Below are 25,937 nucleotides of genomic sequence, written 5' to 3' on the forward strand. Positions count from 1 at the left end.
AGGCTCTTTCAACCTCTCATTCCCGATCAAATTCAATATTAAGGAAGTAATCATGAAACTAGTAAAAAATTCAACTTTCCTTCTAGGCCTGTTAGCAGTATTCTTACTCAACAGTAGATACTGGATCCAGACCTTCCCCACAATTTTATATGATGGAAAAACCGTGCCGGTTGAAGAAATCAACGAACACACTTTTCAGGGGATATCCATCATATTCCTTTTCATATTGCTGGTCTACGGCCTGATCGGCAAACCGTTGACCACATTATTGATCTCCAATATGTCACTATTTCTTTTTTATTATGCCAACAAATTGAAATTCGAACAACGCGGCGAAGTCGTCAACTATAACGAAATCAAAGAAGTCATCAACATCAGGGAACTTTCAAATATAGTCGACCTGAAGATGCTGTTTGTTCTTGTCACCGTTCTTTTGTTGGCATCATTCGTTTTATTTTATCTGGAAAGCAAGTTATATAGAAAATTGGGGCTGTCCAGATTCAGGATCATTCGAATTACAGCTTTGGTGGGCATCATAATTGTTTCAGTGATCTTCTATACGGACACTGAAAAATATTCCTATGAATATTTCGGGATTGAAGAGAAGGATTCATATATCTTCAACCCGATTAAAGAGATTAAAAGGGTAGGCTTCGTGCCAAATTTTCTGATCAATATTTCGAGGAACTTCATGGAACCTCCAGATGATTATTCCAGGTCGAATATTAACGCCATTTCAGAAAAGTATAAAAAAGAATCCGCTGAATATAACGATGCCAGAAAAAATGATATCACCGACGAACATACCATCATTTATCTCAGCGAAAGCTTTTGGCAGAATGAGGTTCTGATACAGAACAAGATGCCTGCACCATTCATCAAAAAGCTTGAGGAACAGCGCGGAGGAGAAATGCGCTCACTGTTCATCGGAGGCGGAACAGCAAATATAGAATTTGAGATGCTGACTAGCATGTCGCTTGAACTCCATCAGCAACCTACAGTCACCTCGCCCTACATCGAGTACTTCGAAAAATCCAGTGACAGTTCATCTATACTTACACTGGTCGAGCAGAATGCCGTGATCCACCCCTATACTTTCAGCCTCTATAACAGAGTTGATGTGTACGACAAGATGGGGGTTTCCAAGCTGTTCAGCCAAGAGGATATGAACGACTTGGAGAAGCTTGAAGGAACAGGCAGGGCAAGCGACCGCTATCTTACGGACCTGGTGGACAATAAGATGGATGATTACCGCATGATGAATGTCATGTCTATGCAGAATCATTCGCCCTATTCACCCGGAGTTCTCGAAGATATCGCCTATGAGCCGGTTCTAAAGCCTGGCATACTCTCCGAGGAGCCTACTGCAAGCAAGTATGGTGACTATATAGAATATGCAAAATCATATTTCAGGCAGCTGGTGAAAACCGACTCTGCAATCGAGAAGCTGATCGCCGATATGGAAGACCAGAAGTACGATGTAAACCTGATATTTTATGGAGATCATGCACCTAGTTTCCTCAGGGGAAAGGGGGCGCAATTACAAGGGCATACTAACCAGGCCCCCTACTTCATCTATCAGAACCATGATAGGGGCGACACCAGTGATGCAGATTTATTGAGCCCCATGTTCCTCGTGCCGAAACTGCTGGCAGACGGCCAATATAAGACAACACCCTACTACTATATGCTGGTGCAGCTTTATCAGAAAGGTGTGACTGGCATCGCCTCAAGTGGTGCATATATAGGAGATACATTCGTACCAGATGAAGCGCTCGAAGAGGATATTAAAGTACTGGTAAGCGATTATAGAAATGTCTCATACAACCGTTACTTCGACAAGAACTCCATCGGCAGACCTTTTTTCAATAAACAATTCTAGACTTATATTAAAGCAGGCCCCCTGGGCCTGCTTTAATATATCAGATGACTTCCAGAATCCCTTCAACTAATAAGATGAAATGGCCCCATCCGTACGCGACTCAGTTCCTCCGATAAGCACCCCATCAGGGTTCTTTAAGATTACCTGCCCACGACCGAAACTATTGGGTTCAAGATTCACTTTGATATGGTGTCCCCGCCTGATCAGACTGCGGGCGATATCTGTGTCGAAACGATCTTCAACTTCAACTTCGAGCCCTGCCTTGAATTGCCATCTTGGCGCATCGAGGGCGCTCTGTGGATTCATCCCGTAGTCGATCAGATTCATCGCCACCTGCAGATGGGCCTGCGGCTGCATAAATCCACCCATTATGCCAAATGGGCCAACCGCCATCTCGTCCTTGGTGATGAAGGCAGGTATAATCGTATGGAAAGTCCTTTTACCGCCGCCTATGAAATTAGCGTGTTCCGGATCCATGGAAAAGTTATGTCCCCTATTCTGCATGGCGAGCCCGGTGCCGGGAATCACTACACCTGAACCAAAACCCATATAGTTGCTTTGGATATAAGATACCATATTACCTTCACCGTCTGCTGTGGCAAGATAGACAGTTCCCCCCTCAGGCAGATTCCCATGTTCCCGCTCCTCTGCCATTTCTGTAATATGGCTTCGACGATTTTGGAGATATTCCTGGTCCAGCAGTTGCGAGACCTTAATGCGCATGTTATCCGAATCCGCTACATGTTTGGTCGTATCGGCGAACGCCAATTTTATCGCTTCAATCTGATGATGAAAAGTGCGCTCATCCAAAGCAGGGTGGTCATCATTCTTGAGCATGCCGAGGGCCATCAATGCCGTGATGCCCTGACCGTTCGGGGGAAGTTCGTGGATAACATGACCTTTATAATCCATGCTTGCAGGCTGGACATATTCCACTTCGAATCCAGCCAGGTCGTCATGTTCAATTAACCCGCCCGTCTCATTACTGAATTGGACGATTTTATCTGCAAGATCTCCCGTATAGACGCTTTCCGCATCAGTAGCGGCAATATCTTCCAATGTCTGCGCATGCTCCGGCAGAGTTTTGATGGTACCTGCTGATGCGGTGCCAAAAGTCTCGAGCCATGGTTTCAATTCTTCGTGATTGTCCGCTTCCCGACTGTAGGTTTGATAAGCCGCCTGCCAGTATCTGGCCACTACCGGTGTGATGACGAAACCGTCACGTGCAGCACGTATTGCTGGTGCGAGCACTTCCTTTAAAGTCAAATTGCCGAAATCACGGATAAGTGCGGCCCAAGCCTTCGGCACTCCCGGTACTGTTACCGGTAGCCAACCAAACTTTGGCAGTGCATCAAACCCCCTCGCCTTAACTTGCTCCATCCCCAACCTTTTTGGCGAGCGGCCGCTGGCGTTCATGCCGTACAACTTTTCATCCATCCATGCAATCATGAATGCGTCTCCGCCTATGCCGTTGCTCGTCGGCTCTACTACGGTCAATGTCGCTGCTGTAGCAATTGCCGCATCCATTGCATTACCCCCTTGCTTCATCACTTCAATCCCCGCATCCGTCGCCAATGGGTGAGTGGTGGCCACCATGCCATTCTTTGCATATGTGCTGTATCTCGAGTTTTTATACGGATAACTATAATGATTCATCTAAAATCCCCTTGTTTTGAATATTCAATTATTTAACTGCGTAGAAAAAGGTCCGCTAAATACCGGACCTTCATCTGCCGCAGCATTTCTTATATTTACGCCCGCTGCCGCATGGACAAGGGTCATTCCGACCCACTTTGACTTCCTTGACGACTGTCTGGGAGTTCAATTCCGACTCCTTGTGGCCACGATATTTGAAGTGGCGTGTGTTCTCAACGATCTCAGCCATCATATCCATCAATTCGCGTTGGCTGTCAGCATTCTGCAACTCGACATTCAAGGTCATCAAGTATTGGAGGATGTCATCTTTCTTAGACCCCTGCATAATCAGCTGAAGCAGTGAGATATATACACTGTAATGTTTGTCCCTCGGTACATCGACATTATCCTTCACCCACTCTTTGAGTGCACGATGGGCTTTCGATTCATCGATATAGTTGGGATCGCTGAACTTGATGAATTTGCCGAATTCCGGCTCGTAGTAAGGTAGATCTCCCTGGAGTTTTTTGACCATTTCATACTGTGCATAATTCATGTCATCAATGATGATCTGTTCATTATCTTCATCAATTGAAATATCATAAGGTGATTCTCCAAGAAAGCTCACCAGTTCCGCTGAAGTCATTTCCATATCATAATATTTTTTGAATAGGTGTTGGAGCTGACTGAAGCTCACAATACCGTAAAGATGAAGCGCTGCTCTTATAAGCTTCAATTTACGTTGGACTTTAAGCCGCGCTTCCCTATTCTCTTCATTGTCCACCATAGCGAACAGCTCCGGTATTCCTTCTGCAATAAAGAACTTATCCTCCTGTTCAGAATCTTCAAAGGCATAGCCCAATATATACAGCCCGAACAGTTCTTCCAAATTATATCGCGACTCGGTAGGCCCACGGCCTCCCGTGTTCTTCCAGGCTTCAAAAGAATGGTCATCGATGTATTTATACGCGTACACTGCCGCTTCTGTAGTATGTTGACGCTCGATTATGGCATCAATCAGATCATCCTTTTTATATTTCGAGAAGTTTTTCACTGAAATGGTACGCGCAAGACGCTTCAGATCATTCATATTGTACGACTTTAGATGGCTCTTTGTACTTTTCACATTAAAACTCCTTCGCTCCTTGATTATTCCCTTCATTTTACCACATGACCCGCTCCTTGGTAACCAATCAGGTCCCCCTAAGGTCGCTGTCATGCCGGTTTAGGCCCAACAAATGGATATGCTGAAATCTAAGGCACCTCAAGTTATCAGATAGACAAACACGATTGTGCCTAGCACGATAAAGAAAAGCGGCACCCGAAACAATGCCAACAACATGGCGAACGCCCCTCCCAAAAGACCATGCAATGGATTTTCGAGGGCATCTAATATACCCGGGAAGATAAGCACGCCGAGTGCGGCATAAGGGATGTAGTTCAAATATGTTACAAGCCATTCCGGCAACGGGAAAACATCGATTATAAATGCCGGTAGAATACGTGTTATAATCGTCACAGCAAACATGGCAACAACCAGTAGGGTCATCTGGACACCTCCGCTCTTTCAAGTATCGATCCGAGTGCTGCTGCAATGAGTATCGCCAGCACGATGGCGATGCCGGATGGCACGAAGGAGAGCTGTCCCATTATGTAATGGATGATCATGCCTGCCATGGCGATGATGCCGAAGCGGTAGTGGATACGCACAGCTGGAATGAGCAGGGCGATGAACAGTGCATATAAAGCGATGCCGCTGGCTGCAACCCACCCCTCGCTCATCCACTCACCCGCCAGGTAACCAATGGCAGAAAACGTCACCCAAAAAAGATAGGCTGTAAGGAAAGTGACTGCATAGCTGCTGAAATGCCGCTGTTCTGGTGTGCTGTTGGCGGTCACTGCAAAGCCCTCATCCGTAACATATGAAGATAGGAACAGACGTTTCAAAAAGGATTCATGCTTCAAATCATAGTTTACCTTGAACGACATGACAAAATGCCTTGAATTTAGGATGAATACGGCAAATACAATGGCTATTGCGCCGCTCGTAGACATCATCTGGAGGGCCAGAAATTGGCTTGCGCCTCCATACACCATGAAACTCATCAGCACCGCGTCAAAAAAGGACATAACCGGTTTCGCTGTTATGCCAAAGGCTACAGCAACCGGCACGTAGCCCATGCCGATGGTCAATCCGTCCATCAGCGGCTTCTTCAAATCCGTTCGCACTACTTCTTCACCCCGCCTGAATCTATAATTATAAAAATATACTTCGCAATAAGAAGGCATTACAATTCAACTTCAGCATAAAAGGAGAATCATTTCATGAAAGCATTGGTTCTGGATATGGACGGCACGATACTCGACCACAGTGGCCGTTTCCCAAGATCCCTCGTTGCGGTACTGGCAGCACTCAAAGAAAGAGGGATGCTCATATTCTTCGCAACGGGACGGACACATCACGAAATCACAAAAATCACTCCCGAAGACTGCCCACTTGACGGTTATGTTGCGGCAAGCGGCATGGGGGTCTATGTCGATGGCCAGTTGATCGATTCCGCTTCCTTCGATCCTGACTTCGTTGCCGATATGATAGCTGCTGCACGCAGGCGGGAGATCTATTACGAAATCCATACGCTTGAAAATTCAAGCCGCACCCTTCTTGAAGATAAAGAGTACTCGGCTGCGGACATCAGCCAACCCCAACCGGAAACGATGAAGCATTTTGAATACCTCTACGCCCAAAAGACACTCGAAAGTACAGTCCAATGGGTGCCGACCCTGTCATTGGAACATGTCGTAAAGATATTCTTCTTCAGTACAGACACACACAAGATCGCCAGTTGGTACGACCATCTGAAGACGCATCAAGATGAGTCCGACTATGCCCTTTATACCACCAGTGTCCATAATGCCGAAATCATGTTGAAGGGACGCGACAAGGCAACAGGCCTTGAAACTTTAATGATTCGATACGGACTGTCGTATGAGGATGTGCATGTCGTGGGAGATTCGATGAACGACCTTCCCTTATTTGACAAAGCCGGCAAGCGTACCGCCATGAAAAATTCAGTCCCGTCAATCCTTGAAGCCGCAGACGATATCACTGAATATACGTGCGACGAAGATGGCCTCTCGCGCTATCTGGCTTCCGTATACCTTTGATCAATCAGGAGTCATTTAACCCCCAGATACCAGACATGCCCCTCCATCAATTCCTCCGAATCGATTTCGTGGCCGCCGTCGGTCAGCTTGATGCTGACTTCGGCGCCTTTTTGTTCGAGGTGCCGTTTCAATTGATATGCATCACCGGCAGTCGTCTGGACATCTCTTGCGCCTGCTGTTATAAGGACCTTCTTCCCATTCAGCTCAATCTCTGCTGCTTGCTCACCATTGTAGGATGGATGCATGAGCATGGCACCTGCCACCGGCAGGTCGTGATGCATCAACAGATGCGAAGCCATATCCGCTCCATGTGAGTAGCCGACATATGTCGCCTGATTGAGATCCAAACCATATTCTTCAGCCAGATCCTCCATCAGTCTTTTGATGGCCGTCCCTTCTGCCTTGAGGCTATCCTCATCATATCCTGCTCCCTGACGAGCGAAGAAGCGTGCACGGCCTGCTTCATCAACATTCCCGCGGAATGCGAGTATATTGGCTGAGCCGTCCACCATAGCTGCAATCTCCAAAAGATCCGTTTCGCGGCCGCCACTGCCATGAAAAAGTATCAGTGTATTCCTCTTCTCGTTTTTAGCTTTTATAAATAAATGTTCCATTCCGACAACTTCCTTTATTAGAGTTTACTTCCTCTATATTATATAATATCAGTGATAAGTGGAAGGAGCGATTTTTATGACACCAAAAGGGTTGCATCATGTGTCAGCAATTACTGCAAACATCACCGACAACCACAAATTCTATACAGATGTGCTTGGACTCCGACTCGTCAAAAAGACTGTAAATCAGGATGACACAAGCATGTATCATCTGTTTTACGCAGACTATGAAGGCCATCCGGGCACAGACATCACTTTCTTTGAAATAACCGGAGCACCAAAGTACCAACCAGGCAGCAACGGCATCAGCCGCACATACTTCAGAGTCCCTTCTGAGGAGGCGCTCAAATTCTTCAAGACCCGATTTGAAGAGAAAAATATCCATCATGAAGAGATCACGGAAGAATTCGGCAAGACCGTCTTGAAATTCGAAGATCACGAAAAACAACGTCTGGCCCTTATGGTGGATCAGCAGGGGCCGAAACACCCGAATATTCATCCGGAGATTCCTGAAGTCCATGCCTTGACGTCGATTGGTGCTGTGGAACTGAGCATCCAATACTTGAAACCCATGGTCCAATTCTTCGAACTGCTCGGCGGCGTTTCAGATCACCCCTACAAAAACGAGGACACAGCCGTCGAAATGAAGTTCGGCGACGATTCTCTATACCTTATCGAAAAGCGGACCAGCCAGCTCGAAAAAGAAGGATATGGCAGCGTACACCACCTTTCCCTACGTGTCGCCGATGAAGCAGCCCTCCTCAATATCAAGGAGAAGGTTGATCATGAAAAGTGGTTGAATTCAGGCATCGTCGACCGCTATTACTTCAAGGCCCTATATATCACGACGGTCGGTGGGATAACTGTAGAATTGTCGACAGAAGGGCCGGGCTTCGATATTGACGAACCCATCGATGCCCTTGGAGAGAAACTCTCCCTTCCGCCTGCCATCGAAGAACAGCGTGATTTCATTGAAATGTATCTGACGCCCATCAACTAAAAGGGGTGAGTGTTTTGAAACATGATAAAAAAGCAATAGAATCCTTTTTCAACAGGCTTGATCGCAGCAGATATATGGATACGCAAAGACATCTGGCAGGAGCCGACATGCCGTGCCCGATCGGCCACGGCCAGACGATTTCACAACCTTCGCTTGTGTTGTCCATGACGCTTGCGCTCGAGCTCGCACCACAACATGATGTGCTCGAAATAGGCACCGGTTCAGGCTTTCAGACCGCCATGCTCGCAAAGTTTTCAAAAAACGTCTACACTGTTGAACGCATTGAGGCATTGTATGAACGTGCTAAAGAAAGACTCCGGACCGAGGGGTTTTCCAATATCCATTTCCATTACGGCGATGGCAACCAGGGGTGGTTGGAATATGCTCCCTACGACCGCATCATCGTCACCGCGGCCGCCGAAAGAACACCTCAGGCATTGGTTGACCAGCTCGCCCCAGACGGTAAGATGGTCATACCTGTCGGAGATGATTTCGCCCAGGAACTGAAATTGATCGAGAAAGATAGGAATGGCTCCGTCCACGTTTCTACCCTTGAATATGTCAGGTTCGTCGAGCTGAAGAAAGATACTGAATAAGGAGTCGTTTTAACTGAAGGATGTAAAATAAATGATGACGAGGGGGAAAACCGAGTCATTGGAGCTAAAAAATAAGAAGAGGCGATCCCATGAGAATCGCCTCTTCTTACTTCCTTAAGTCACCCGCACAGGTGACATTACCTTCTCATACCATCTCTGCACCTGGACTAGTCGACTGACTCAGGCAACTGTATCGCACCTATATCATTGAATGATTTAAACTCGACCTCTCCGGATAATTCATAACGCCCTTCTGCATCTTCTCCTGTCGCTTCATACTGGATGGACTTTATGCGCGAATTCTCCTTGTCGATGACGACTTCCACCTCATTATTCGGATTGGAGGTATCTATGGCACTGAATTCAGCTGCAAAGAGTGATTCAAACACTTCAAAGATTTCAGTGCTTTCCCCCTCAAATGTATAGATCAGCTGATTTTCCTCTTCAGTCAGCTTCATCTCATCTTTAATATCAGAAAAAGCGATGACGGCATTTTTGTATGTTACATGAAAAAGCTGTTCTATTTCTATGGACTCTGAGATGTCTACCCAATCGTCTCCGTTATTGTAGTAGGTTTCACCATCTTTCGAGATGGTCCGGTCCTCCCCTTCTGACTTAAGATGCAAAGACGGTGGCGTCCCCTCTTTATACTTTACGTCCGCATCAAGAGTTTGGGAGGATTCATCGTCCACCAAAGCCTCCAGGTCCACCATGGCTTGGTAACTTTCTATATTCTGGGCTTCTTCAATCAAGTCGGCAATTGCGGAATCATCTGTTTCGATTCCTTTCAATGTCCGGTTTGCATCATCTGTGGTGTCCATTGATTGCTTCCCTTCGGTCGTTTCCTCTTGGGCGACCCCGGCCTCTCCTGATGTCTGATCTGTTTTCTCCTCTTCCCCCTGACAACCAGTCAGTAACGCAACTGCAATCGGAACGGCAAACAGATATTTCGAAAACTTCATATCCCCTACTCCTTAGAAAACTCATTTTCAATAAATCATATCATGACTATAGATGCTTCCCCTAACAATATGCTAGTGCGTGACGCGCCGTCTCGGCTTGCGTCCTGTGTCCCGCCGCATTTCCTTGAAGCGGGTGAATGTATACAGCCCGAGCCCGCCCCATATCAATATATAGGCGACACCATGTATGCGGGTAAATGCCTCACCATACATGAAGACCCCAAGCAGAAGCATTACAGTCGGTGCAAAATACTGAAGTATACCCACTAGGGACAGTCGGATACGCTGTGCACCGATCGAGAACAGCAACAATGGTACGGCAGTGACGACGCCTGTCCCCATCATGACCAGGCTATCCTGATCGAATCCGAAATGCCCCTCCCCGCCGACTTCAAGGAATAGGATATAGAATAGCGCCACCGGCGCCAAAACAAAAGTTTCCACAGCCATAGCAAAGACGGCATCCATATTGACTACTTTTTTGATTAATCCGTAGATACTGAAGGACAGAGCCAGGAAAAGTGATATCCACGGCGCAGAACCCAGACCTACCGTCATGTAGGCGACTCCCAGAAAGACGATTATGATGGCGACCCATTGAGATTTTGAAAATCGTTCCCCAAGAACTGCGAACCCGATGAGAATGCTTATGAGGGGATTTATGTAATAGCCGAGACTCGCATCCAGTATATGGCCACTGTTGACTGCAATGATGTATAGCAACCAATTGGAAGTGATGACCACTGAAGCTACGAATAATGCCGCTACTTTCTTTTTATCCCGGAATATGAACTTTAGATCTTTATAGAAAAGGTGCATACGGTTCGTCACGAGGATGAATACAATCATGAAGATGAACGACCAGAATACGCGATGGGCAATGACTTCGTATGAAGATATATGCTCCAGCTGCTTCCAATAGATTGGTAGGAACCCCCATATCAGATAGGCGCTCAGGGCAAACAATGCCCCCTTTTTACTGCTTTCCATACAGACCACCCCTTTTACTGTTCTCCTTTTGCATATGGACCCATCCGCTACACTTGAATATTCCGGCAATTATACCATGATATCCCCCCTTTTAATCACTAACTTATGTTTTGGCAATATCAGTGTGCCAAAACTGCGTTTTGTTTATATTGTAAGCGTTATCGTTTTGCCTTATGATTTAGTTATACTATAAATCATCTAAAAAGGGGTGGCTTTAATGTCTGAAGAAAAAAAAGGTCTTTCACGTAAAGTTCAAGCTTTCGGTTCATTTTTAAGCAGTATGATCATGCCGAACATCGCTGCATTCATTGCTTGGGGACTCATCACTGCGTTATTCATCGAAGTCGGTTGGCTTCCAAATGAAGATCTTGCTGGAATGGTAGACCCGATGATCACCTATCTTCTGCCACTATTGATTGCCTACACCGGAGGGAAACTGATCCACGACGTCCGTGGCGGAGTCGTCGGCTCTACTGCAACCATGGGTGTAATCACTGCTTTCCCAGACTCTCCAATGCTTCTTGGCGCAATGATAATGGGACCGCTCGGTGGCTATCTCATTAAACAAGTCGACCGTATACTCGTCCCAAGAATCAGGCAAGGCCTTGAAATGCTGGTCAATAATTTCTCAGCCGGAATTCTTGCGTTCCTGTTGGCACTCTTTGGCTTCTATGGCCTTGGTCCTGTCGTAACCTGGTTGACGGATCTGCTCGGCAAACTTGTCGACCTTATTGTAGAAGCGGGGCTGCTGCCACTCGCCAGCATATTCATAGAACCTGCAAAAGTCCTTTTCCTGAACAACGCAATCAATCACGGCGTGCTGACCCCGCTTGCTTCTGAAGAAGTCCAGGAAGCCGGCCGCTCCATCCTGTTCACCCTTGAGACGAATCCCGGACCTGGTTTCGGCATCCTGCTGGCCTATATGGTCTTCGGCAAAGGGACTGCCAGGGCGACTGCACCAGGCGCTGCCATCATCCAGTTCATTGGTGGTATCCATGAAATCTACTTCCCTTACATCTTGATGAAACCGCTGCTCGTTGTTGCACCGATACTCGGTGGTGCCACTGGAATCTTGGTTTTCAGCCTATTCGACTTCGGACTTTCCGGCCCACCTGCACCAGGAAGCATCCTTGCCTACTTCGCCATGACACCACGCGGAGAACTTCTAGTCATGTTGCTCGGTGTCGCCGCAGCGACTCTAGTATCATTTATTGTTGCTTCGATCATCTTGAAGTTCACGCGTCAACCAGATGATGATATTGCGGGAGCCACTGAAAAGATGGAAGCCGCCAAAGGTAAGAAATCCACCGTTGCAGGTTCTTTAGCCCAATCTGAAACAGCTGGCCCGGAAGAGTCGGTATTCGATTACGGAAACGTCGAGAAAATCGTATTTGCCTGTGATGCAGGTATGGGTTCAAGCGCCATGGGAGCGGGTATGTTAAAGAATAAGTTTAAAAAAGAAAATCTTGATATCGATGTCACCAATTCTGCAATCAACCAATTGAAAGGCGATGAGGATATAATCATCACCCAAAAGACATTGACGGAGCGGGCAGAAAGCAAAGTGCCGACTGCAAAACATATTTCAGTCGACAATTTCCTTAACAGTCCGAAATATGATGAGTTGATTGAAGCGCTTAAGAAACATCAGGAATAACCATCATTTAAATGAGGAGGTGCCACTATGATCAGTTCGCGGGAAAAGAAAATCATCACCGAACTCATCCATCATAACGGCAACTTCCTCCTTATCAAAGAACTTGCCACAAAATTAGGGGTCTCCTCCCGCACCATCCATAGAGAATTGAAGAATGTCACTCATACATTGGAATCGCTCGGCCTCATTCTTATAAAAGAATACAATAGAGGAGTCAAACTGGACCTTCCATCAAATGAAGTGGAGACACTTATTAAACATCTGAATGCAAATGCTGTAGAGGATTTGAGTACTGAGGAGAAAAAAGTTGCACTGCTGTATCATCTGATGCTGAATAATGAAGGCCTTAAGAAAAACGCCCTAGCAGTTGAACTCGGCATCAGCGAGCATGTTGTTGATGACCTGATTGAACAGATGCGCCCCCAACTTGAGGCATTTGAACTCACCATAACCAAAACCCGGTCGATCGGCATCCAACTTATTGGCGATTCGATCAACAAGCAGAACTTCCTAGCTGATATGATGGTTAACGAACTTAACTCCAACAGCATCTATTCAGTCATCGAAAATAACTTTGTATTCAGCTCTCTTGTCAACAATAGAGTAATAGGGACGCTTGAAGCAGATACAATTTTTAAAGTCGAAAGATTGCTCATGGACGAACTCGAAGTGCTGCCCTATCAACTAACAGAAAATGCATATTTAAACCTCGCCTTGCATATCGTCTTGGCGATAGATCGCACGAAAAATGATTCCTTCCTTGAAATCAGACAGGATCTGATGGATGAGCTATCAGGCACCCAGGAATTTCAAGTCTCACGCTCGCTCATTAAAAATATAGAAGCGGAATTCAGCATCGAATTTCCAGATGAGGAAACATATTTCATATCGATGCACCTAAGAGGAAGCAGAAGAAAGTTTCAAGGCCACGATATAGTTGAATCCCTTGAACAGAGGACCATCTCATTCATTGATGCCGTCAGCCAAAGGATGAACTATCCCTTCTTTGCGCATCCTGAACTTAAAGATGGGTTGATCATGCATATCGAGCCAACGTTACATCGTATGGAGTCAGGAATCATCACTGATAATCCGCTATTGGAATCTATTCGTGAAAGCTATCCTCGCCTTTTTGAAGTGGTCGGTGAATGTTTTGCCATGCATTTCAAAACAAGACGACTCAGTGATGCAGAAATTGGTTTTTTGACAATTCATTTCGGAGGCGCACTTAGCAGTACACCAAACATTGAAGTGACGACAGTCTGTTCAAGTGGCATAGGTACAAGCAGAATACTCGCTAACCAGTTGAAAACCAGGTTCAGCAATATATCCATCAGGCAGGAACTCTCCATTTCAGAACTTCGTGAAGCCAAATTGCGGGATGATGAGCTTGTCTTAAGTACCGTACCGCTCGACTTGGAGCGTTATATACTTGTAAGTCCGCTGCTCGATGACCAGGATGAGAAGAAGATTACAGAAGCAATCAACCAGATGCACGTGGGGCCTACGACCATCGATACTCACTCACAGATCAAGACTGCCATCGACCCAATCCATGTCATCCAAGCATCTGAATTGTATCTGAACCGCTCTCATATCACGCTGACTAAGAGAATGGACGCATTGGAGACCATCCAGCATGTACTGCATACCCAGGAGGTTGCGGATGAATACTCCAGAGATCGAATATTGACTTCGCTGTCTAAACGTTTTAAAAAAACAGGGTTTATAATTGGTGAACACGGTCTTTCCTACCCTCATGTACGGTCTTCTTTGCTGAAATCACATCACATTTTTCTCATCGAAAACAAAGCAGGCATAATCGATCGGAACTATTTGGGTGATGAGATCACCACTACACATCAAATTCTGGTACTTGTGCCAGAAGATTCATTAATCATAGACCTCATCAGCGAAATCAGTATACTGTTTGGGGAACATCATGACGACACTGACACTTTATTTGAAAATCCTGCACTTCTGGAAAACATCATAAAAAATTATATAAGTACACTATATTAATGGAAAAGGATTGATCAACATGTTAAAAAAAGAAAATATACTCCTCAATGAAAAGGTAGCTACCAAAGAAGAAGCAGTTAAAAAAGCGGGGCAGATGCTCGTCGATCAAGGGGCTGTAGAGCCAGCTTACATCGATTCAATGCTTGAACGCGAAAAAGTTGTTTCAACATTCATGGGAAATGGTCTTGCAATCCCCCACGGGACAGATGAGGGTAAATCCTCAATAATAAAAAGTGGGTTGTCACTCGTACAGGTGCCTGGCGGCGTCGATTTCGACGGCAACGAAGCGAAAGTCATCCTCGGAATTGCAGGAAAGGATGGCGAACACCTGGATATGCTCCAAAAAATAGCAGTGCTGTTCTCTGAAGAAGAGAATGCAGACAAGGTCATCCACTCATCCTCAGCGGACGAGATCATAGCGCTGTTTGAAGAGGAGCTGTAACCATGAAAGCTCTACATTTTGGGGCGGGTAACATCGGCCGCGGATTCATAGGAAAGATCCTCCATGATAATGGCTATTCGGTGACATTTGCGGACATCGATGCTGAAATTATAGACGCACTTAATGAGGATGGGAAATATACCGTTCATATCGCAGAAGAAGATGGTGAAACATTTGAAGTTACGAATGTCGCAGGGGTCAATACAATTACTGATGATGATGCGTTGAAAACAGCTATTCTGGAAGCAGACCTGATAACCACTGCCGTGGGCGTCAACATCCTTCCTGTAATCGCAAAATCAATAGCGCCAAACCTCGCCGGGCGTGGCAACAGCCCGCTCAACATCATTGCTTGCGAAAACGCCATCCTTGCCACAGATACACTTAAAGCGGAAATCTTGAAGCATACTGATGAACTTGATGGCATAGGTTTTCCGAATTCAGCTGTAGATCGGATCGTACCCATCCAAAAAAATGATAATCTGCTGGATGTAAAAGTGGAACCATTCTACGAGTGGGTGATAGAGAAAGCTCGCTGGATAGGAGATGCGAGACTGGACGGGGTCACTTATGTAGAAAATCTGATACCCTTCATCGAACGCAAACTGTTTACGGTCAATACCGGTCATGCAGCGATAGCCTATTATGGAAAGACACTTGGATTTGAGACCGTCTCTGAAGCAATGACCAATGAAAAGGTCGAAGCATTCCTCAAGGATGTCCTGAATGAAACGATGCTCTATCTGACTTCAAATTATGATTTCACAGAGGCACAGCAACTTTCATATATTGAAAAAATAATTGCGCGATTCAAAAACCCCCATCTGTCCGATGATCTGGATCGTGTCGGGCGTGGTGTGATGCGCAAGCTAAGCGCGGGCGACCGCATCATGAAGCCACTGATCTATTTGGAGCAGAACAATCTCAGTTGCAATGCCCTCACAGAACTTGCTGCATATGCACTGGAATTCAATAATCCCGATGATCCGGAAGTCAAAGAAAGAGATGAACAAATTGCACAGCTGGGAATGCAGGAATTCTTGACTAGCCATAGCCACCTCAACGATGGATTGATACAGAAAATTAAAGAATATCTTTAGATAAAAGGTCGTGCCAAAATGTGCACGACCTTTTCTTATACCCGCTTGGAACACGAAAAAACTCGATACAGTAAATACATGCAAAGCGCATGCGGGGTTGCTATAGTAGATGTGTAAGGTAGTCAATTCAATCTTTCAAGGAGGCACGACCATTAATGAACAAGAAAAAGGAAGATCTCCAGAAGAACACAATCGACAATACCAAAAAGGCACATATGACAACGAATCAGGGACTTAAAGTCAGCAACGATGAATTCTCCCTGAAAGCGGGTGAACGCGGCCCTACATTGATGGAAGATTTCCATTTCCGCGAAAAGATGACGCATTTCGACCACGAGCGCATTCCTGAGCGTGTAGTCCACGCCAGAGGATTCGGGGTCCATGGGGAATTCGAATTATACGAATCACTGGAAAAATATACAAAAGCCGGCCTTTTCACTGATACGAGCAGAAGGACACCTGTCTTCGTAAGATTTTCAACGGTCGCCGGAAACCGTGGTTCAATGGATATTCCGCGGGATGTCCGCGGGTTTGCGACAAAGTTCTATACGGAAGAAGGCAACTTCGATCTCGTCGGAAATAATATGCCGGTCTTCTTCATGCAGGATGCCATCAGATTTCCAGACATGGTTCATGCTGTAAAGCCTGAACCCCATAATGAAATGCCACAGGCAGCATCCGCCCACGATACATTTTGGGATTGGGTCTCACAGAATACCGAGAGTGCCCATATGGTGATGTGGTTGATGAGCGACCGCGCCATCCCGAGAAGCCTAAGGATGATGGAAGGGTTCGGCGTCCACACATTCAGACTGGTGAATGCTGAAGGCAAAAGTCATTTCGTTAAGTTCCACTGGAAACCAAAACTGGGGACCCACCAGGTGGTATGGGACGAAGCGCAGCTCATCAACGGAAAGAATATGGACTTCCACCGACAAGATCTATGGGAGAATATCGATAAAGGCAATGCGGTTGAATTTGAACTCGGCATGCAGTTGATTCCCGAAGAAGATGAATTCAATATGGATTTCGATATTTTGGATCCAACCAAGTTATGGCCTGAAGAAGATGTCCCGGTCCAGATTGTAGGTAAAATGACGTTGAATCAAAATGTCGACGACTACTTTGCAGAGACGGAACAGGTCGCTTTCCACCCAGGCCATGTCGTGCCGGGCATCGACTTCTCGAATGACCCGCTTCTACAGGGTAGACTCTTCTCCTATACCGATACGCAGTTGATCCGTCTTGGTGGGCCGAACTTCCACCAGATTCCAATCAACCGTCCAATCTGTCCATTCGCAAACAACCAGAGGGAAGGCTACAACCAGATGAATGTTACGAAAGGCCAGACTTCCTACCATAAGAATTACCTCAATAACAACCAACCGGAACCGGCCTCGCCGGAAGAAGGCGGTTATGAGCATTATGATGAGAAAGTCGAGGGCCGGAAGATCAGGGCACGAAGCGAGAGCTTCAAAGACCACTTCAGCCAGGCGAAGATGTTCCTCAATTCAATGACAGAGCATGAGAAACAGCATATGTTCGATGCTCTAAGCTTTGAACTTGGCAAGTGTAAAAGTCTTGGTGTCAGACAGAATGTCGTAGACTATCTGCTCAATCCCATCGATCGTGAAATGACCGAATACGTGGTAGATAAAATAGGTGTGGACTTGCCTGATACCGTAGAAGAATCGACTTATGAAAAGAGTTCTCCAGCGCTCAGCATGGCGAATACCCCTTCATCTCTTGAGACGCGTCAGATCGGAATCATGATAACACCTGATGTACCGAAAGAAAAAATGTTGAATCTGCAGCAAAAACTGGAAGATAAGGGTACAGCAGTCACTTTCATCTCCGATAAGATACGTAAAATAGGCGATGATGTCATGACGGAAACGTTCGACACGGTCCATTCGGTGCTTTTCGATGCTGTGATTGTTCTGAAAGGACAGGAAAACCTGCATCCTGAAGCTGTAGAAAACCTCGAGATTGCATTCAAGCATAAGAAGGCGATCGGCTTCAGTACAGATGACGGTGATATATTCAGGGCTCTCTCATTCACAGACGATGACAAAGGCGTTACGAATATTGAAGAAAACCTTGAACAATACTTGGAAGATGTAAAATCACATCGTATCTGGGACAGATAATAATTCTTGCAAGGGCCTCTACGGAGGTCCTTTTTCTGTTCGTAAAACTGTCACATCATATACTTTGACCCTGTCCTTTATTACATGGTAGACTGTTGAAGTCTTCGATTGGTTTAGTACTCTCAACTAAAATACAGAGGGGTGGAAATATGACAGAAAAAAGTGACGTTATACATAACCTCAAGCTTATCTATGGTTACGGCTACACGAAAGTATTCAATGATGTCACCGACTCGATAACCCGAATGCACATATCAAAGACCCAGATGGATATCATGCAATTCATCTATCTGAATGGGCATGCCACCCCCTCGGATCTGGCCCTGGAACTTAATGTCCAACGTAGCGCCATCACACATACAGTAAAGAAGCTGATCCAGAAGAATCTGGTCAGGAGTGAAGGTAATAAAATGACCAATGACAAAAGATCGAAGTTGATCTATATGACCAGAGATTCCGAGCAACTGGTGGAGGAATTTCTGGATAAAATCCATCATAAAATCACGACTGATATTGGCATATTGACGAAAGAAGAAGAAGAACAGCTCTATCACGCGACCATGACAATTTTGAAATATATACCAGGAGGCACCCCCGATGAAACACATACTTAAGTTCAAATGGCCCGTCACCGTACTGATGCTGATTTTCGCCATCACTACTTTTATCCTCTCTCCTAACTTGACGCAACTGGCAACAGAAAAAGGTGACGTCCAGCTAGCGGACGACTCACCAAGTGAACAAGCCAGGCAATTCCTCGAAAAATACGATCAGGATAAGGAATCGATGTCACTCGTCCTCGAATTTGAGGGGAAAGTCTCGGCAAACGAAGGGGATATCGTCGATTACATTGAAGAAATAAAATCTATGGATGACGTTGATAATGTCGTCAATCCATTCGAATTTGAGGATGATGTGGAGGAGAATTTCATCAATGAAGATAATGGTGTCGCCATCATTCCGATGGATTATGTAGGTTCAGTCGATGATATCGGCAATGTCGCCGAATCCATCGAGGAAGCGAACACGACTGAAGCAAAAACATCCATGACTTCAAATGAGCTCATCCAGAATACAGTCGAACAAGATGCGATGGAAGGCATCCAATCCACTGAAATGTTTACAGTAATCATAGTAGTTGCTGTACTGTTGATCATGTTCAGATCCGTCGTGACTCCGTTCGTACCTGTAATGGTTGTCGGCATCGCCTACCTGATTGGCCAGTCTTTCGTTGCATGGTTCGTCGAATGGTTCGGCTTTCCGATTTCGCCACAGACCCAGAGCTTCCTTATCGTTATCCTGTTCGGTATCGGTACAGACTACTGTATATTGCTGCTGAACCGTTTTAAAGAAGAACTTGAACATCATGATAAATATGACGCAGTCATACGCACTTTCTCCACAGCTGGTAAAACTGTATTCATCAGTGGCCTCTCAGGCGCCATCGTATTCGGTGTCCTGTACTTCGCCAACTTTGAAATCTACCGTTCAGCTGTAGGCGTGGCATTAGGGGTAGTATTCCTGCTGCTCGCCCTCTTTACACTATTGCCAGTGCTCATGTATCTGCTCGGCAGATATATCTTCTGGCCGAACATCAAGAAGACGGAATTCAAGGAGAGCCGCTTATGGACACCGCTCGGGATATTCTCATTGAAATATCCGACACGCATCATCTTTACAGTATTTGCGATCTTGATCGCAGTCGCCCTGTTCTATAACGATGAAGTCAATTTCGATGCCATCGAAGAACTCGATGACGATTATTCCACTGTCCATGCCACTAATGTTGTAAGTGAAAACTTCGATGAAGGCCAGCTCTTCCCTCTTAAAGTCATCCTGTCGACTGGAGAAGATATGCTCAAGTCGGAAAACCTATCAAGACTTGATGCTGTGGCCTCCACTGTTTCAAATCTTGACGGGGTAAAGGAAGTCCAGACACTCACGCGCCCATCCGGTGAAGCGATAGAAGACCTCAATATCCGCAGCCAGTTGAAACAGGCGAACGAAGGCATCGCCGATATGCAGGATGGACTGACCGAAATAGCCGATGGTCTGGATGAAACGAGCAGCAACCTGAGCAATACTGAAACACAAGGCGGAGACCTCTCTGCGCTCGGTGACGGCATTGAAGACATAAACAGCAGCCTCAACCAGATTACTGAATATATGACCCAAACAGGTGATGCCGAAGGGGCAGCACAGCAATTGGGTCAAGTGCAGCAAGGTTTGACAACATTGTCGGACGAAGTTGCTGTAGCCAACGAAGAAATCACCGCGCAGCAGGAAGCGGCCAGCCAGCAATTGACGGAACTTGGCAACGGCTTGTCCGACTCCTCAGAAGGCATCCGAGAAATCAAAGATGGGCTTGAAGATGTATCTTCACTGATGACGGAAATCAATGACAATGAAGCAGTCGATCAGACAGGCGTCCATGTGCCTCAGGAATTCATCGACAATCCGGATATTGAAGATGCAGTCGATCAATATGCCTTCGGTGACAATGAAGCGTTGATCATGAATGTCATACTGGAAGACGATCCGTATAGTCATCAAGCCATGGACACTTTAAATTCGGTCGAAGATACGATAGACGGAGAACTGCAGCGTCTTGACAGGGAAGAGACCGAGTCCTACTTCTCGGGAGTAACGAGTATGAACCGGGACTTGAACCAAATCTCCAATGATGACTATAACCGGGTTGTGACCATCTTTATCGTGACCTTGTTCGTCATCTTGGCTGTCATATTCAGATCCCTGGTGTTGCCAATTTCAATGATCAGTTCGATATTCATCACCTACTTTGCATCTGTAACCATTACACAATGGCTGCTTGGCCTATTCGGATATGGTGAATTGAATTGGGCCGTGCCATTCTTCAGTCTGATCATATTCGCAGCACTCGGCATCGACTATTCAATATTCATCATAGACCGGTTCAGGGAAGAACTTGCAGACCGCACTATAAGAGGCGCAATCGAACAGTCCATCAGACGTATGGGCGGTGTGGTAATCACTGCTGTCATCATACTGTCCGGAACATTTGCTGCACTCCTGCCTTCTGGCATGATCATATTGATACAAGTCGCAAGCATCATCATATTCGCACTGTTGCTATACGCATTCGTTGTACTGCCCCTTCTGGTCCCTGCGTTCGTCATCACCTTCCGACGCGGCAACTGGTGGCCGTTCAGAATGCCTGGCGGACGGGAACGTGAAGAGAAGTTTAGGGATGAAGATTAAGGGTATATTATAAAAGTCTCAAAAAATGGGAGTGAATGCATTGCCTACACAAAAAAGTCCAGGTGTTTCAGCAGTACTCAGTGCTCTGATCAATGGCCTTGGACAAATCTACAACGGGCAGATTTTAAAAGGGGTCATCATCATGATCCTCCAGCTCATCAATGGTGCTCTTACAGTAATCCTGATCGGCTATCTGTTCCTGCCACTCGTATGGCTCTATGCAGTCATCGATGCATACCGCAGCGCCGAGAAGATAAACAAAAGAAATTTCCGTAAATATAATATGTAAAAAAAGCAGACCCCAGGTCTGCTTTTCGTTTCAATAGAACCTTTCCCCTATGGTATAATTTAAGAAAGGATGTGATTTCACATGGAATTGTTCGGACTTTTTGCAGGACTCGCCATCATCGGAATATTACTTGCGCTATTCCTGTTCCTCCTCGGCATCGTCAAATGGTTGTTGCAAGGTTATTTCCTCTACCGCATCGCTGAGAAGAAGAACTTGGATATCCCGTTACTCGCCTTTGTGCCTTTCGGGACATTCTACCTCGGTGGACAGATGTTCGATGGACATGTTCTGGACCGTGGAAAATTCGAGCCTAAGACGCTCGGTATCGTATTCGCCATCGCCGGAATCGTTCTATATATCATGGGACTCTCCATCGGCGATATCGCAGTCAGCTATGTGCTGATTGAGGCCATTGCTTTCCTTGGGGTATTTACGGCATATACGAAAAATATCGGCACTGCAGCACTGCTTGCACTGTTGAACTTTGTAACCGCCGGTATCGCAGCTATAGTCATACTCTTCCTCTACAACCGGAAACTTGAAGAAGAAGCGTTCGGCATCGTGGATGAAGATGATGAAGAATACCGCAGCGTATAAGTAAGTGTAAACACCTCCAGGGCAGCTGTCCTGGAGGTGTTTTATTTTATTTTTTCAATTAACCAGCAGAGAGGTTCCAACATTATTCGGCGTTGATGATCGCTTTATGCAATATCTCCATTCCGTTCTTCAGTGCAGAATGCTCGAAAGTCATATGCGGGTGATGAAGGCCCGGTTTGAGATCGCAGCCCAGCCCGAGCATGGCACCTTTAAGTTCCGGAAGCTTCACTGTATAGTAATGGAAGTCGTCTCCGCCACTCGTGATGATCGGCTCTAGACACTTCTCTTCACCCAACGTCTCTACAATCGATCTGCGCAACACATCAATTGCATCCTGATGGCTCTCACTGGCAACGATGCCCGAGTAATCGACATCTTCTATCTTTACAGAATAGAAATCTTCGATGGTTTTCAGCACATCATATACGCGTTCCTTCAATTTCGCCATCTGCTCATTCGTCTGAGCCCGCATATCGATGCCGCATTCTGCATTACCGGGTATGATATTCAATGATCTCCCACCCGCAAGGAATTTCGTCATCTTGACTGAAGATGGAATGACCGGATTGATATGGATCTTCGACAGCATATTGACGATATCGGCACCGATTTCTATGGCATTATGGTTGAGGTGGGGCCGCGCACCGTGGGCATCATCGCCCGTGATGCGGAACTCGAGGGAAGATGCTGCACCGTGTTCGATGCTGCATGCTGCATAACCGTCACGCGCTTCCTCCACTGGCCGCAGATGGATGCCGAAAAAGTAATCCAGGTCATCTATAACACCTTCATCTACCACCGCCAAGGCTCCTGTGCCGACTTCCTCTGCTGGTTGAAAGATGAAACGCACCCCTTTCGATTCAAGGGCCGGGTCATCCTTGATCTTCAGCATGGTGCCGATCACCATCGCCATATGGGCATCATGCCCGCATGAATGATTCGCCTGCTTTACACCGTCAACTTCCTGATAGAGGGCATCGATATCAGCGCGCACACCGATGATGTGGCCTTTATCGAAATTTCCCATATCACAATAGAGTCCGGTCGTATTCTTGAACCGGACAGGCGTGAATCCTTCTGCTTCCAACAGGTTATATATGTATTCCGTCGTTTCTGTTTCTTCATAGCTGATTTCGGGATGCGCATGCAGATGCTGGAAGGCCTTCATCATCTTTTCTTCTATCATAACTAAAACTCCTTTATGTATATCATTGAATGTCAATGTAATCTTCACTATAATATATTATTAATTGCTGGAAAATTCAAATTTCCACCACTCTACAGTTACATGAGTGGTCTACATAGCTTTCAGCATAAAAATGGCGTGTCCCCCGCATTATCTATATAATTACACTTAGTGCGATGGAAGGGATTCAATCTATAGGAGGAATAGTTTAATGAAGATTAAAGAAATCAAGTTGCATCAGTTGCTGATGGGATTGAAACACCCCTTCACGACAAGCTTCGGCACGCAGCAGGAGCGTTTCATCACGATTGTTGAAGCGATTGATGATGAGGGGCGTTCAGGATTTGGTGAATGTGTATCAGGAGAGGATCCACTCTACTCGGAAGAGTTCATGGACGCTTCACTCATTGCTATGAAAAAGTACTTTGCACCGCTCGTCATCCAAAATGAAATTGCACACCCTGATGAAGTTTGGGAGTTGTTCAAGCCATTCAAGCGGAATAATATGGCCAAATCGGCGATTGAGGGCGCTGTCTGGGACCTTTATGCAAAGCAGGAAGGCATAACTTTATCTGAAGCCATCGGTGGAAAAAAGAAAGAAGTGGAAGTCGGCATTTCTCTAGGCCTGGAAGACACTGACGAAGGTCTCCTTGAAAAAATACAGGAAAAAGTCGAAGAAGGCTATAAACGCATCAAGGTCAAAATAAAACCAGGACGCGACGTTGAGATGATACGGAAGATAAGGGAGCAGTTTGGTGACATCCCACTTATGGTGGATGCCAACTCCGCTTATACCCTCAATGATATGGACACTTTGAAGGCGCTCGATGCATTCGACCTCATGATGATCGAACAGCCTCTCGCTGCTGGCGACCTCATCGATCACGCCAAGCTTCAAAAGGAAATCAGTACCCCTGTCTGTCTGGATGAAAGCATCGACTCCTATGAGGCCGCCGCTGGGGCCATAGAACTTGGCAGCTGTCGGATCATCAACGTCAAAGTTGGGCGTGTCGGCGGAATTACACAGTCCAAAAAGATTCATGACCTTGCCCTGGAACATGACATTCCACTGTGGTGTGGCGGCATGCTTGAAGCAGGTGTCGGACGTCTTCACAACATCGCCATCACGACATTGGCGAACTTCACGCTGCCAGGCGATACCGCTTCCTCCAGCAGATATTGGCACGAAGACATCATCACGCCAGAAGTTTCAGCCAAGGATGGCATCGTCTCAGTCAGTCAGGAACCTGGTATAGGGGCGGTGGTCGATTTCGGTAAAATGGAACAATACCTACAAAAGACGGAAGTGGTTACAACGGAAGATGCCGTCGATATGATCTTCTACGACTGATGTCACACATAGAAGGCCGCCCGGTGCATAATGCTGCACTGGGCGGCCTTTATCGTTTCGGTGACATTCATGCGGATGCGACGATGACACTAGCCAGCAGATTACCTATTCATGCCATCCCGCTCCCCCTTGAGTTCCATCACTACGATTTCTGGATGGTTGAAGACCCGGAACGGGAAACGGCTATTGCCGAGACCCCGGCTGACGACCATATGCGTCCCATCCTTCTCATGTACCCCTTCCGTATATTTCGGCAACACTCCCTGGTGGGGGGCGTATAGTCCTTTGACTACCGGAAGACGGATCTGCCCACCGTGGGCATGACCGGTAAACACCAGGTCAATTGCATGTCTGCCATATAAATCAAGCAGCTCAGGACGATGCGATAGCACGATGGTGAATGGGTCGGATTCATTATTGAGCCTCTGCCTCAAGTCTGCCTCAAAGAAATCAGAGAGCTCGTGCTCTTCCTCATTTCCATAGAACCAAAGATCTTCCATGCCGATCAGCCGGATGTAATCGTTCCCGATATAGAGCCTCTCACTCCCCTTGCTGATGTTTCTTACTTGTGACATTCCAATGGCCTGCTCCAACCTGTCAAAATGCACATAATGCGCCTCATGGTTGCCCGTGACGTAGTAGACGGGCAGAATATCGGTCAGTTCATGCAGTAGATGGACAGCGCGCTTAAGGTTCGGTGTACGCCTGTCGATCACATCTCCAGTCACGAATATGACGTCTCCATCTGCCGCTCTGACCTTATCAAGGAGTGCCTTGGAACGCCTCCCGAAATACGCATTATGGAAATCTGATACTTGGACGATTTTATAGCCATCAAATGCTTCAGGCACCCTCTCCGACTCATGCACATAGTGTGTCGTCACGATTTTTTTATCTTCTTTATATAGGAAGCGGGCCAATGCAATGGAGAACCCAAGTATAATTTGTGAAAGTTTCATATTGATTACCTCGATTTTATTTTAATTATAAGGTATATCGGCATCTCTTGAAATAATAACATGACTCGAATGACAAAAATAAGAAGCTTCTCCGTAATCG

General features: G+C 46.2%; 23 protein-coding genes. 14 read left to right on the top strand and 9 right to left on the bottom strand.

All coding sequences use genetic code 11. The features are described from left to right. The first annotated feature begins 52 nt into the window (after nucleotides 1-52). On the top strand, nucleotides 53-1,882 hold the full coding sequence (locus ACZ43I_RS10235) for an LTA synthase family protein (protein ID WP_344700832.1): 1,830 nt from the start codon (nucleotides 53-55) through the stop codon (nucleotides 1,880-1,882). A gap of 66 nt (nucleotides 1,883-1,948) precedes the next feature. Here ACZ43I_RS10235 and ACZ43I_RS10240 read toward each other — a convergent pair whose 3' ends face one another. From ACZ43I_RS10240 to ACZ43I_RS10255, 4 genes are all read right to left on the bottom strand, one after another. After that, nucleotides 1,949-3,538: a gamma-glutamyltransferase family protein gene (locus ACZ43I_RS10240; protein ID WP_344700833.1), complete on the bottom strand. Its 1,590-nt coding sequence runs from the start codon at nucleotides 3,536-3,538 to the stop codon at nucleotides 1,949-1,951. A 70-nt stretch (nucleotides 3,539-3,608) separates the two neighbouring features. Then, complete coding sequence (locus ACZ43I_RS10245; protein ID WP_344700834.1) at nucleotides 3,609-4,643, bottom strand: Rho termination factor N-terminal domain-containing protein; 1,035 nt, start codon at nucleotides 4,641-4,643, stop codon at nucleotides 3,609-3,611. A gap of 138 nt (nucleotides 4,644-4,781) precedes the next feature. Beyond that, complete coding sequence (locus ACZ43I_RS10250; protein ID WP_344700835.1) at nucleotides 4,782-5,066, bottom strand: AzlD domain-containing protein; 285 nt, start codon at nucleotides 5,064-5,066, stop codon at nucleotides 4,782-4,784. Beyond that, the gene (locus tag ACZ43I_RS10255) at nucleotides 5,063-5,746 is read right to left on the bottom strand and encodes an AzlC family ABC transporter permease (RefSeq protein WP_344700836.1); all 684 of its coding nucleotides are present in this window, start codon (nucleotides 5,744-5,746) and stop codon (nucleotides 5,063-5,065) included. Before ACZ43I_RS10255 ends, ACZ43I_RS10250 begins: the two co-directional genes overlap by 4 nt. Nucleotides 5,747-5,842: 96 nt before the next feature. Here ACZ43I_RS10255 and ACZ43I_RS10260 point away from each other — a divergent pair, with 96 nt between their 5' ends. Then, nucleotides 5,843-6,682 carry an HAD family hydrolase gene (locus ACZ43I_RS10260; RefSeq protein ID WP_344700837.1) on the top strand — a complete coding sequence of 280 codons (840 nt, stop codon included), beginning with the start codon at nucleotides 5,843-5,845 and terminating at the stop codon, nucleotides 6,680-6,682. An 11-nt stretch (nucleotides 6,683-6,693) separates the two neighbouring features. Here ACZ43I_RS10260 and ACZ43I_RS10265 read toward each other — a convergent pair whose 3' ends face one another. Next, on the bottom strand, nucleotides 6,694-7,296 hold the full coding sequence (locus ACZ43I_RS10265) for an alpha/beta hydrolase (RefSeq protein ID WP_344700838.1): 603 nt from the start codon (nucleotides 7,294-7,296) through the stop codon (nucleotides 6,694-6,696). Between the two features lie 76 nt (nucleotides 7,297-7,372). Between ACZ43I_RS10265 and ACZ43I_RS10270 the strand changes: the two genes are divergently transcribed. Beyond that, a complete protein-coding gene (locus ACZ43I_RS10270; RefSeq protein ID WP_344700839.1) occupies nucleotides 7,373-8,296 on the top strand; it encodes a VOC family protein in 924 nt (307 codons plus the stop codon). 14 nt (nucleotides 8,297-8,310) lie between these two features. Then, a complete protein-coding gene (locus tag ACZ43I_RS10275; protein WP_344700840.1) occupies nucleotides 8,311-8,892 on the top strand; it encodes a protein-L-isoaspartate(D-aspartate) O-methyltransferase in 582 nt (193 codons plus the stop codon). A gap of 167 nt (nucleotides 8,893-9,059) precedes the next feature. On the opposite strand, the gene ACZ43I_RS10280 is transcribed toward ACZ43I_RS10275, so the two are convergent. Both ACZ43I_RS10280 and rarD read right to left on the bottom strand, forming a co-directional pair. Then, nucleotides 9,060-9,854: a hypothetical protein gene (locus tag ACZ43I_RS10280; RefSeq protein ID WP_344700841.1), complete on the bottom strand. Its 795-nt coding sequence runs from the start codon at nucleotides 9,852-9,854 to the stop codon at nucleotides 9,060-9,062. 72 nt (nucleotides 9,855-9,926) lie between these two features. Continuing rightward, on the bottom strand, nucleotides 9,927-10,844 hold the full coding sequence (rarD, locus tag ACZ43I_RS10285; RefSeq protein ID WP_344700842.1) for an EamA family transporter RarD: 918 nt from the start codon (nucleotides 10,842-10,844) through the stop codon (nucleotides 9,927-9,929). 217 nt (nucleotides 10,845-11,061) lie between these two features. On the opposite strand from rarD, the gene ACZ43I_RS10290 reads away from it, so the two are divergent. The 9 genes from ACZ43I_RS10290 to ACZ43I_RS10330 all read left to right on the top strand — a co-directional run bounded on the left by ACZ43I_RS10290 (nucleotide 11,062) and on the right by ACZ43I_RS10330 (nucleotide 22,341). After that, the gene (locus ACZ43I_RS10290) at nucleotides 11,062-12,501 is read left to right on the top strand and encodes a PTS mannitol transporter subunit IIBC (protein WP_344700843.1); all 1,440 of its coding nucleotides are present in this window, start codon (nucleotides 11,062-11,064) and stop codon (nucleotides 12,499-12,501) included. A gap of 27 nt (nucleotides 12,502-12,528) precedes the next feature. Then, nucleotides 12,529-14,523, top strand: a complete 1,995-nt coding sequence (locus ACZ43I_RS10295; RefSeq protein WP_344700844.1) for a BglG family transcription antiterminator — start codon at nucleotides 12,529-12,531, stop codon at nucleotides 14,521-14,523. Nucleotides 14,524-14,533: 10 nt separating this feature from the next. Continuing rightward, the gene (locus ACZ43I_RS10300) at nucleotides 14,534-14,965 is read left to right on the top strand and encodes a PTS mannitol transporter subunit IIA (RefSeq protein ID WP_425568268.1); all 432 of its coding nucleotides are present in this window, start codon (nucleotides 14,534-14,536) and stop codon (nucleotides 14,963-14,965) included. A gap of 2 nt (nucleotides 14,966-14,967) precedes the next feature. Next, complete coding sequence (locus ACZ43I_RS10305) at nucleotides 14,968-16,065, top strand: mannitol-1-phosphate 5-dehydrogenase (RefSeq protein WP_344700846.1); 1,098 nt, start codon at nucleotides 14,968-14,970, stop codon at nucleotides 16,063-16,065. A 155-nt stretch (nucleotides 16,066-16,220) separates the two neighbouring features. Next, nucleotides 16,221-18,215 carry a catalase gene (locus tag ACZ43I_RS10310; protein ID WP_344700847.1) on the top strand — a complete coding sequence of 665 codons (1,995 nt, stop codon included), beginning with the start codon at nucleotides 16,221-16,223 and terminating at the stop codon, nucleotides 18,213-18,215. A 149-nt stretch (nucleotides 18,216-18,364) separates the two neighbouring features. After that, nucleotides 18,365-18,829: a MarR family transcriptional regulator gene (locus tag ACZ43I_RS10315; protein WP_344700848.1), complete on the top strand. Its 465-nt coding sequence runs from the start codon at nucleotides 18,365-18,367 to the stop codon at nucleotides 18,827-18,829. Next, on the top strand, nucleotides 18,813-21,455 hold the full coding sequence (locus tag ACZ43I_RS10320) for an MMPL family transporter (RefSeq protein ID WP_344700849.1): 2,643 nt from the start codon (nucleotides 18,813-18,815) through the stop codon (nucleotides 21,453-21,455). Before ACZ43I_RS10315 ends, ACZ43I_RS10320 begins: the two co-directional genes overlap by 17 nt. A 31-nt stretch (nucleotides 21,456-21,486) precedes the next feature. Further along, on the top strand, nucleotides 21,487-21,744 hold the full coding sequence (locus tag ACZ43I_RS10325; protein ID WP_425568270.1) for a hypothetical protein: 258 nt from the start codon (nucleotides 21,487-21,489) through the stop codon (nucleotides 21,742-21,744). Nucleotides 21,745-21,825: 81 nt separating this feature from the next. After that, a complete protein-coding gene (locus ACZ43I_RS10330) occupies nucleotides 21,826-22,341 on the top strand; it encodes a hypothetical protein (RefSeq protein WP_344700851.1) in 516 nt (171 codons plus the stop codon). An 82-nt stretch (nucleotides 22,342-22,423) separates the two neighbouring features. Here ACZ43I_RS10330 and ACZ43I_RS10335 read toward each other — a convergent pair whose 3' ends face one another. Continuing rightward, on the bottom strand, nucleotides 22,424-23,527 hold the full coding sequence (locus ACZ43I_RS10335; protein ID WP_344700852.1) for an amidohydrolase: 1,104 nt from the start codon (nucleotides 23,525-23,527) through the stop codon (nucleotides 22,424-22,426). Nucleotides 23,528-23,738: 211 nt separating this feature from the next. On the opposite strand from ACZ43I_RS10335, the gene menC reads away from it, so the two are divergent. After that, entirely contained in the window at nucleotides 23,739-24,878 is a 1,140-nt protein-coding gene (gene menC / locus ACZ43I_RS10340; protein WP_344700853.1) for an o-succinylbenzoate synthase, read from the top strand. Between the two features lie 101 nt (nucleotides 24,879-24,979). Here the strand turns inward: menC and ACZ43I_RS10345 are convergent, their stop codons facing one another. After that, entirely contained in the window at nucleotides 24,980-25,837 is an 858-nt protein-coding gene (locus ACZ43I_RS10345; RefSeq protein ID WP_344700854.1) for a metallophosphoesterase, read from the bottom strand. Between the last annotated feature and the right edge of the window lie 100 nt (nucleotides 25,838-25,937).

It is taken from the genome of Salinicoccus jeotgali (assembly GCF_055379195.1).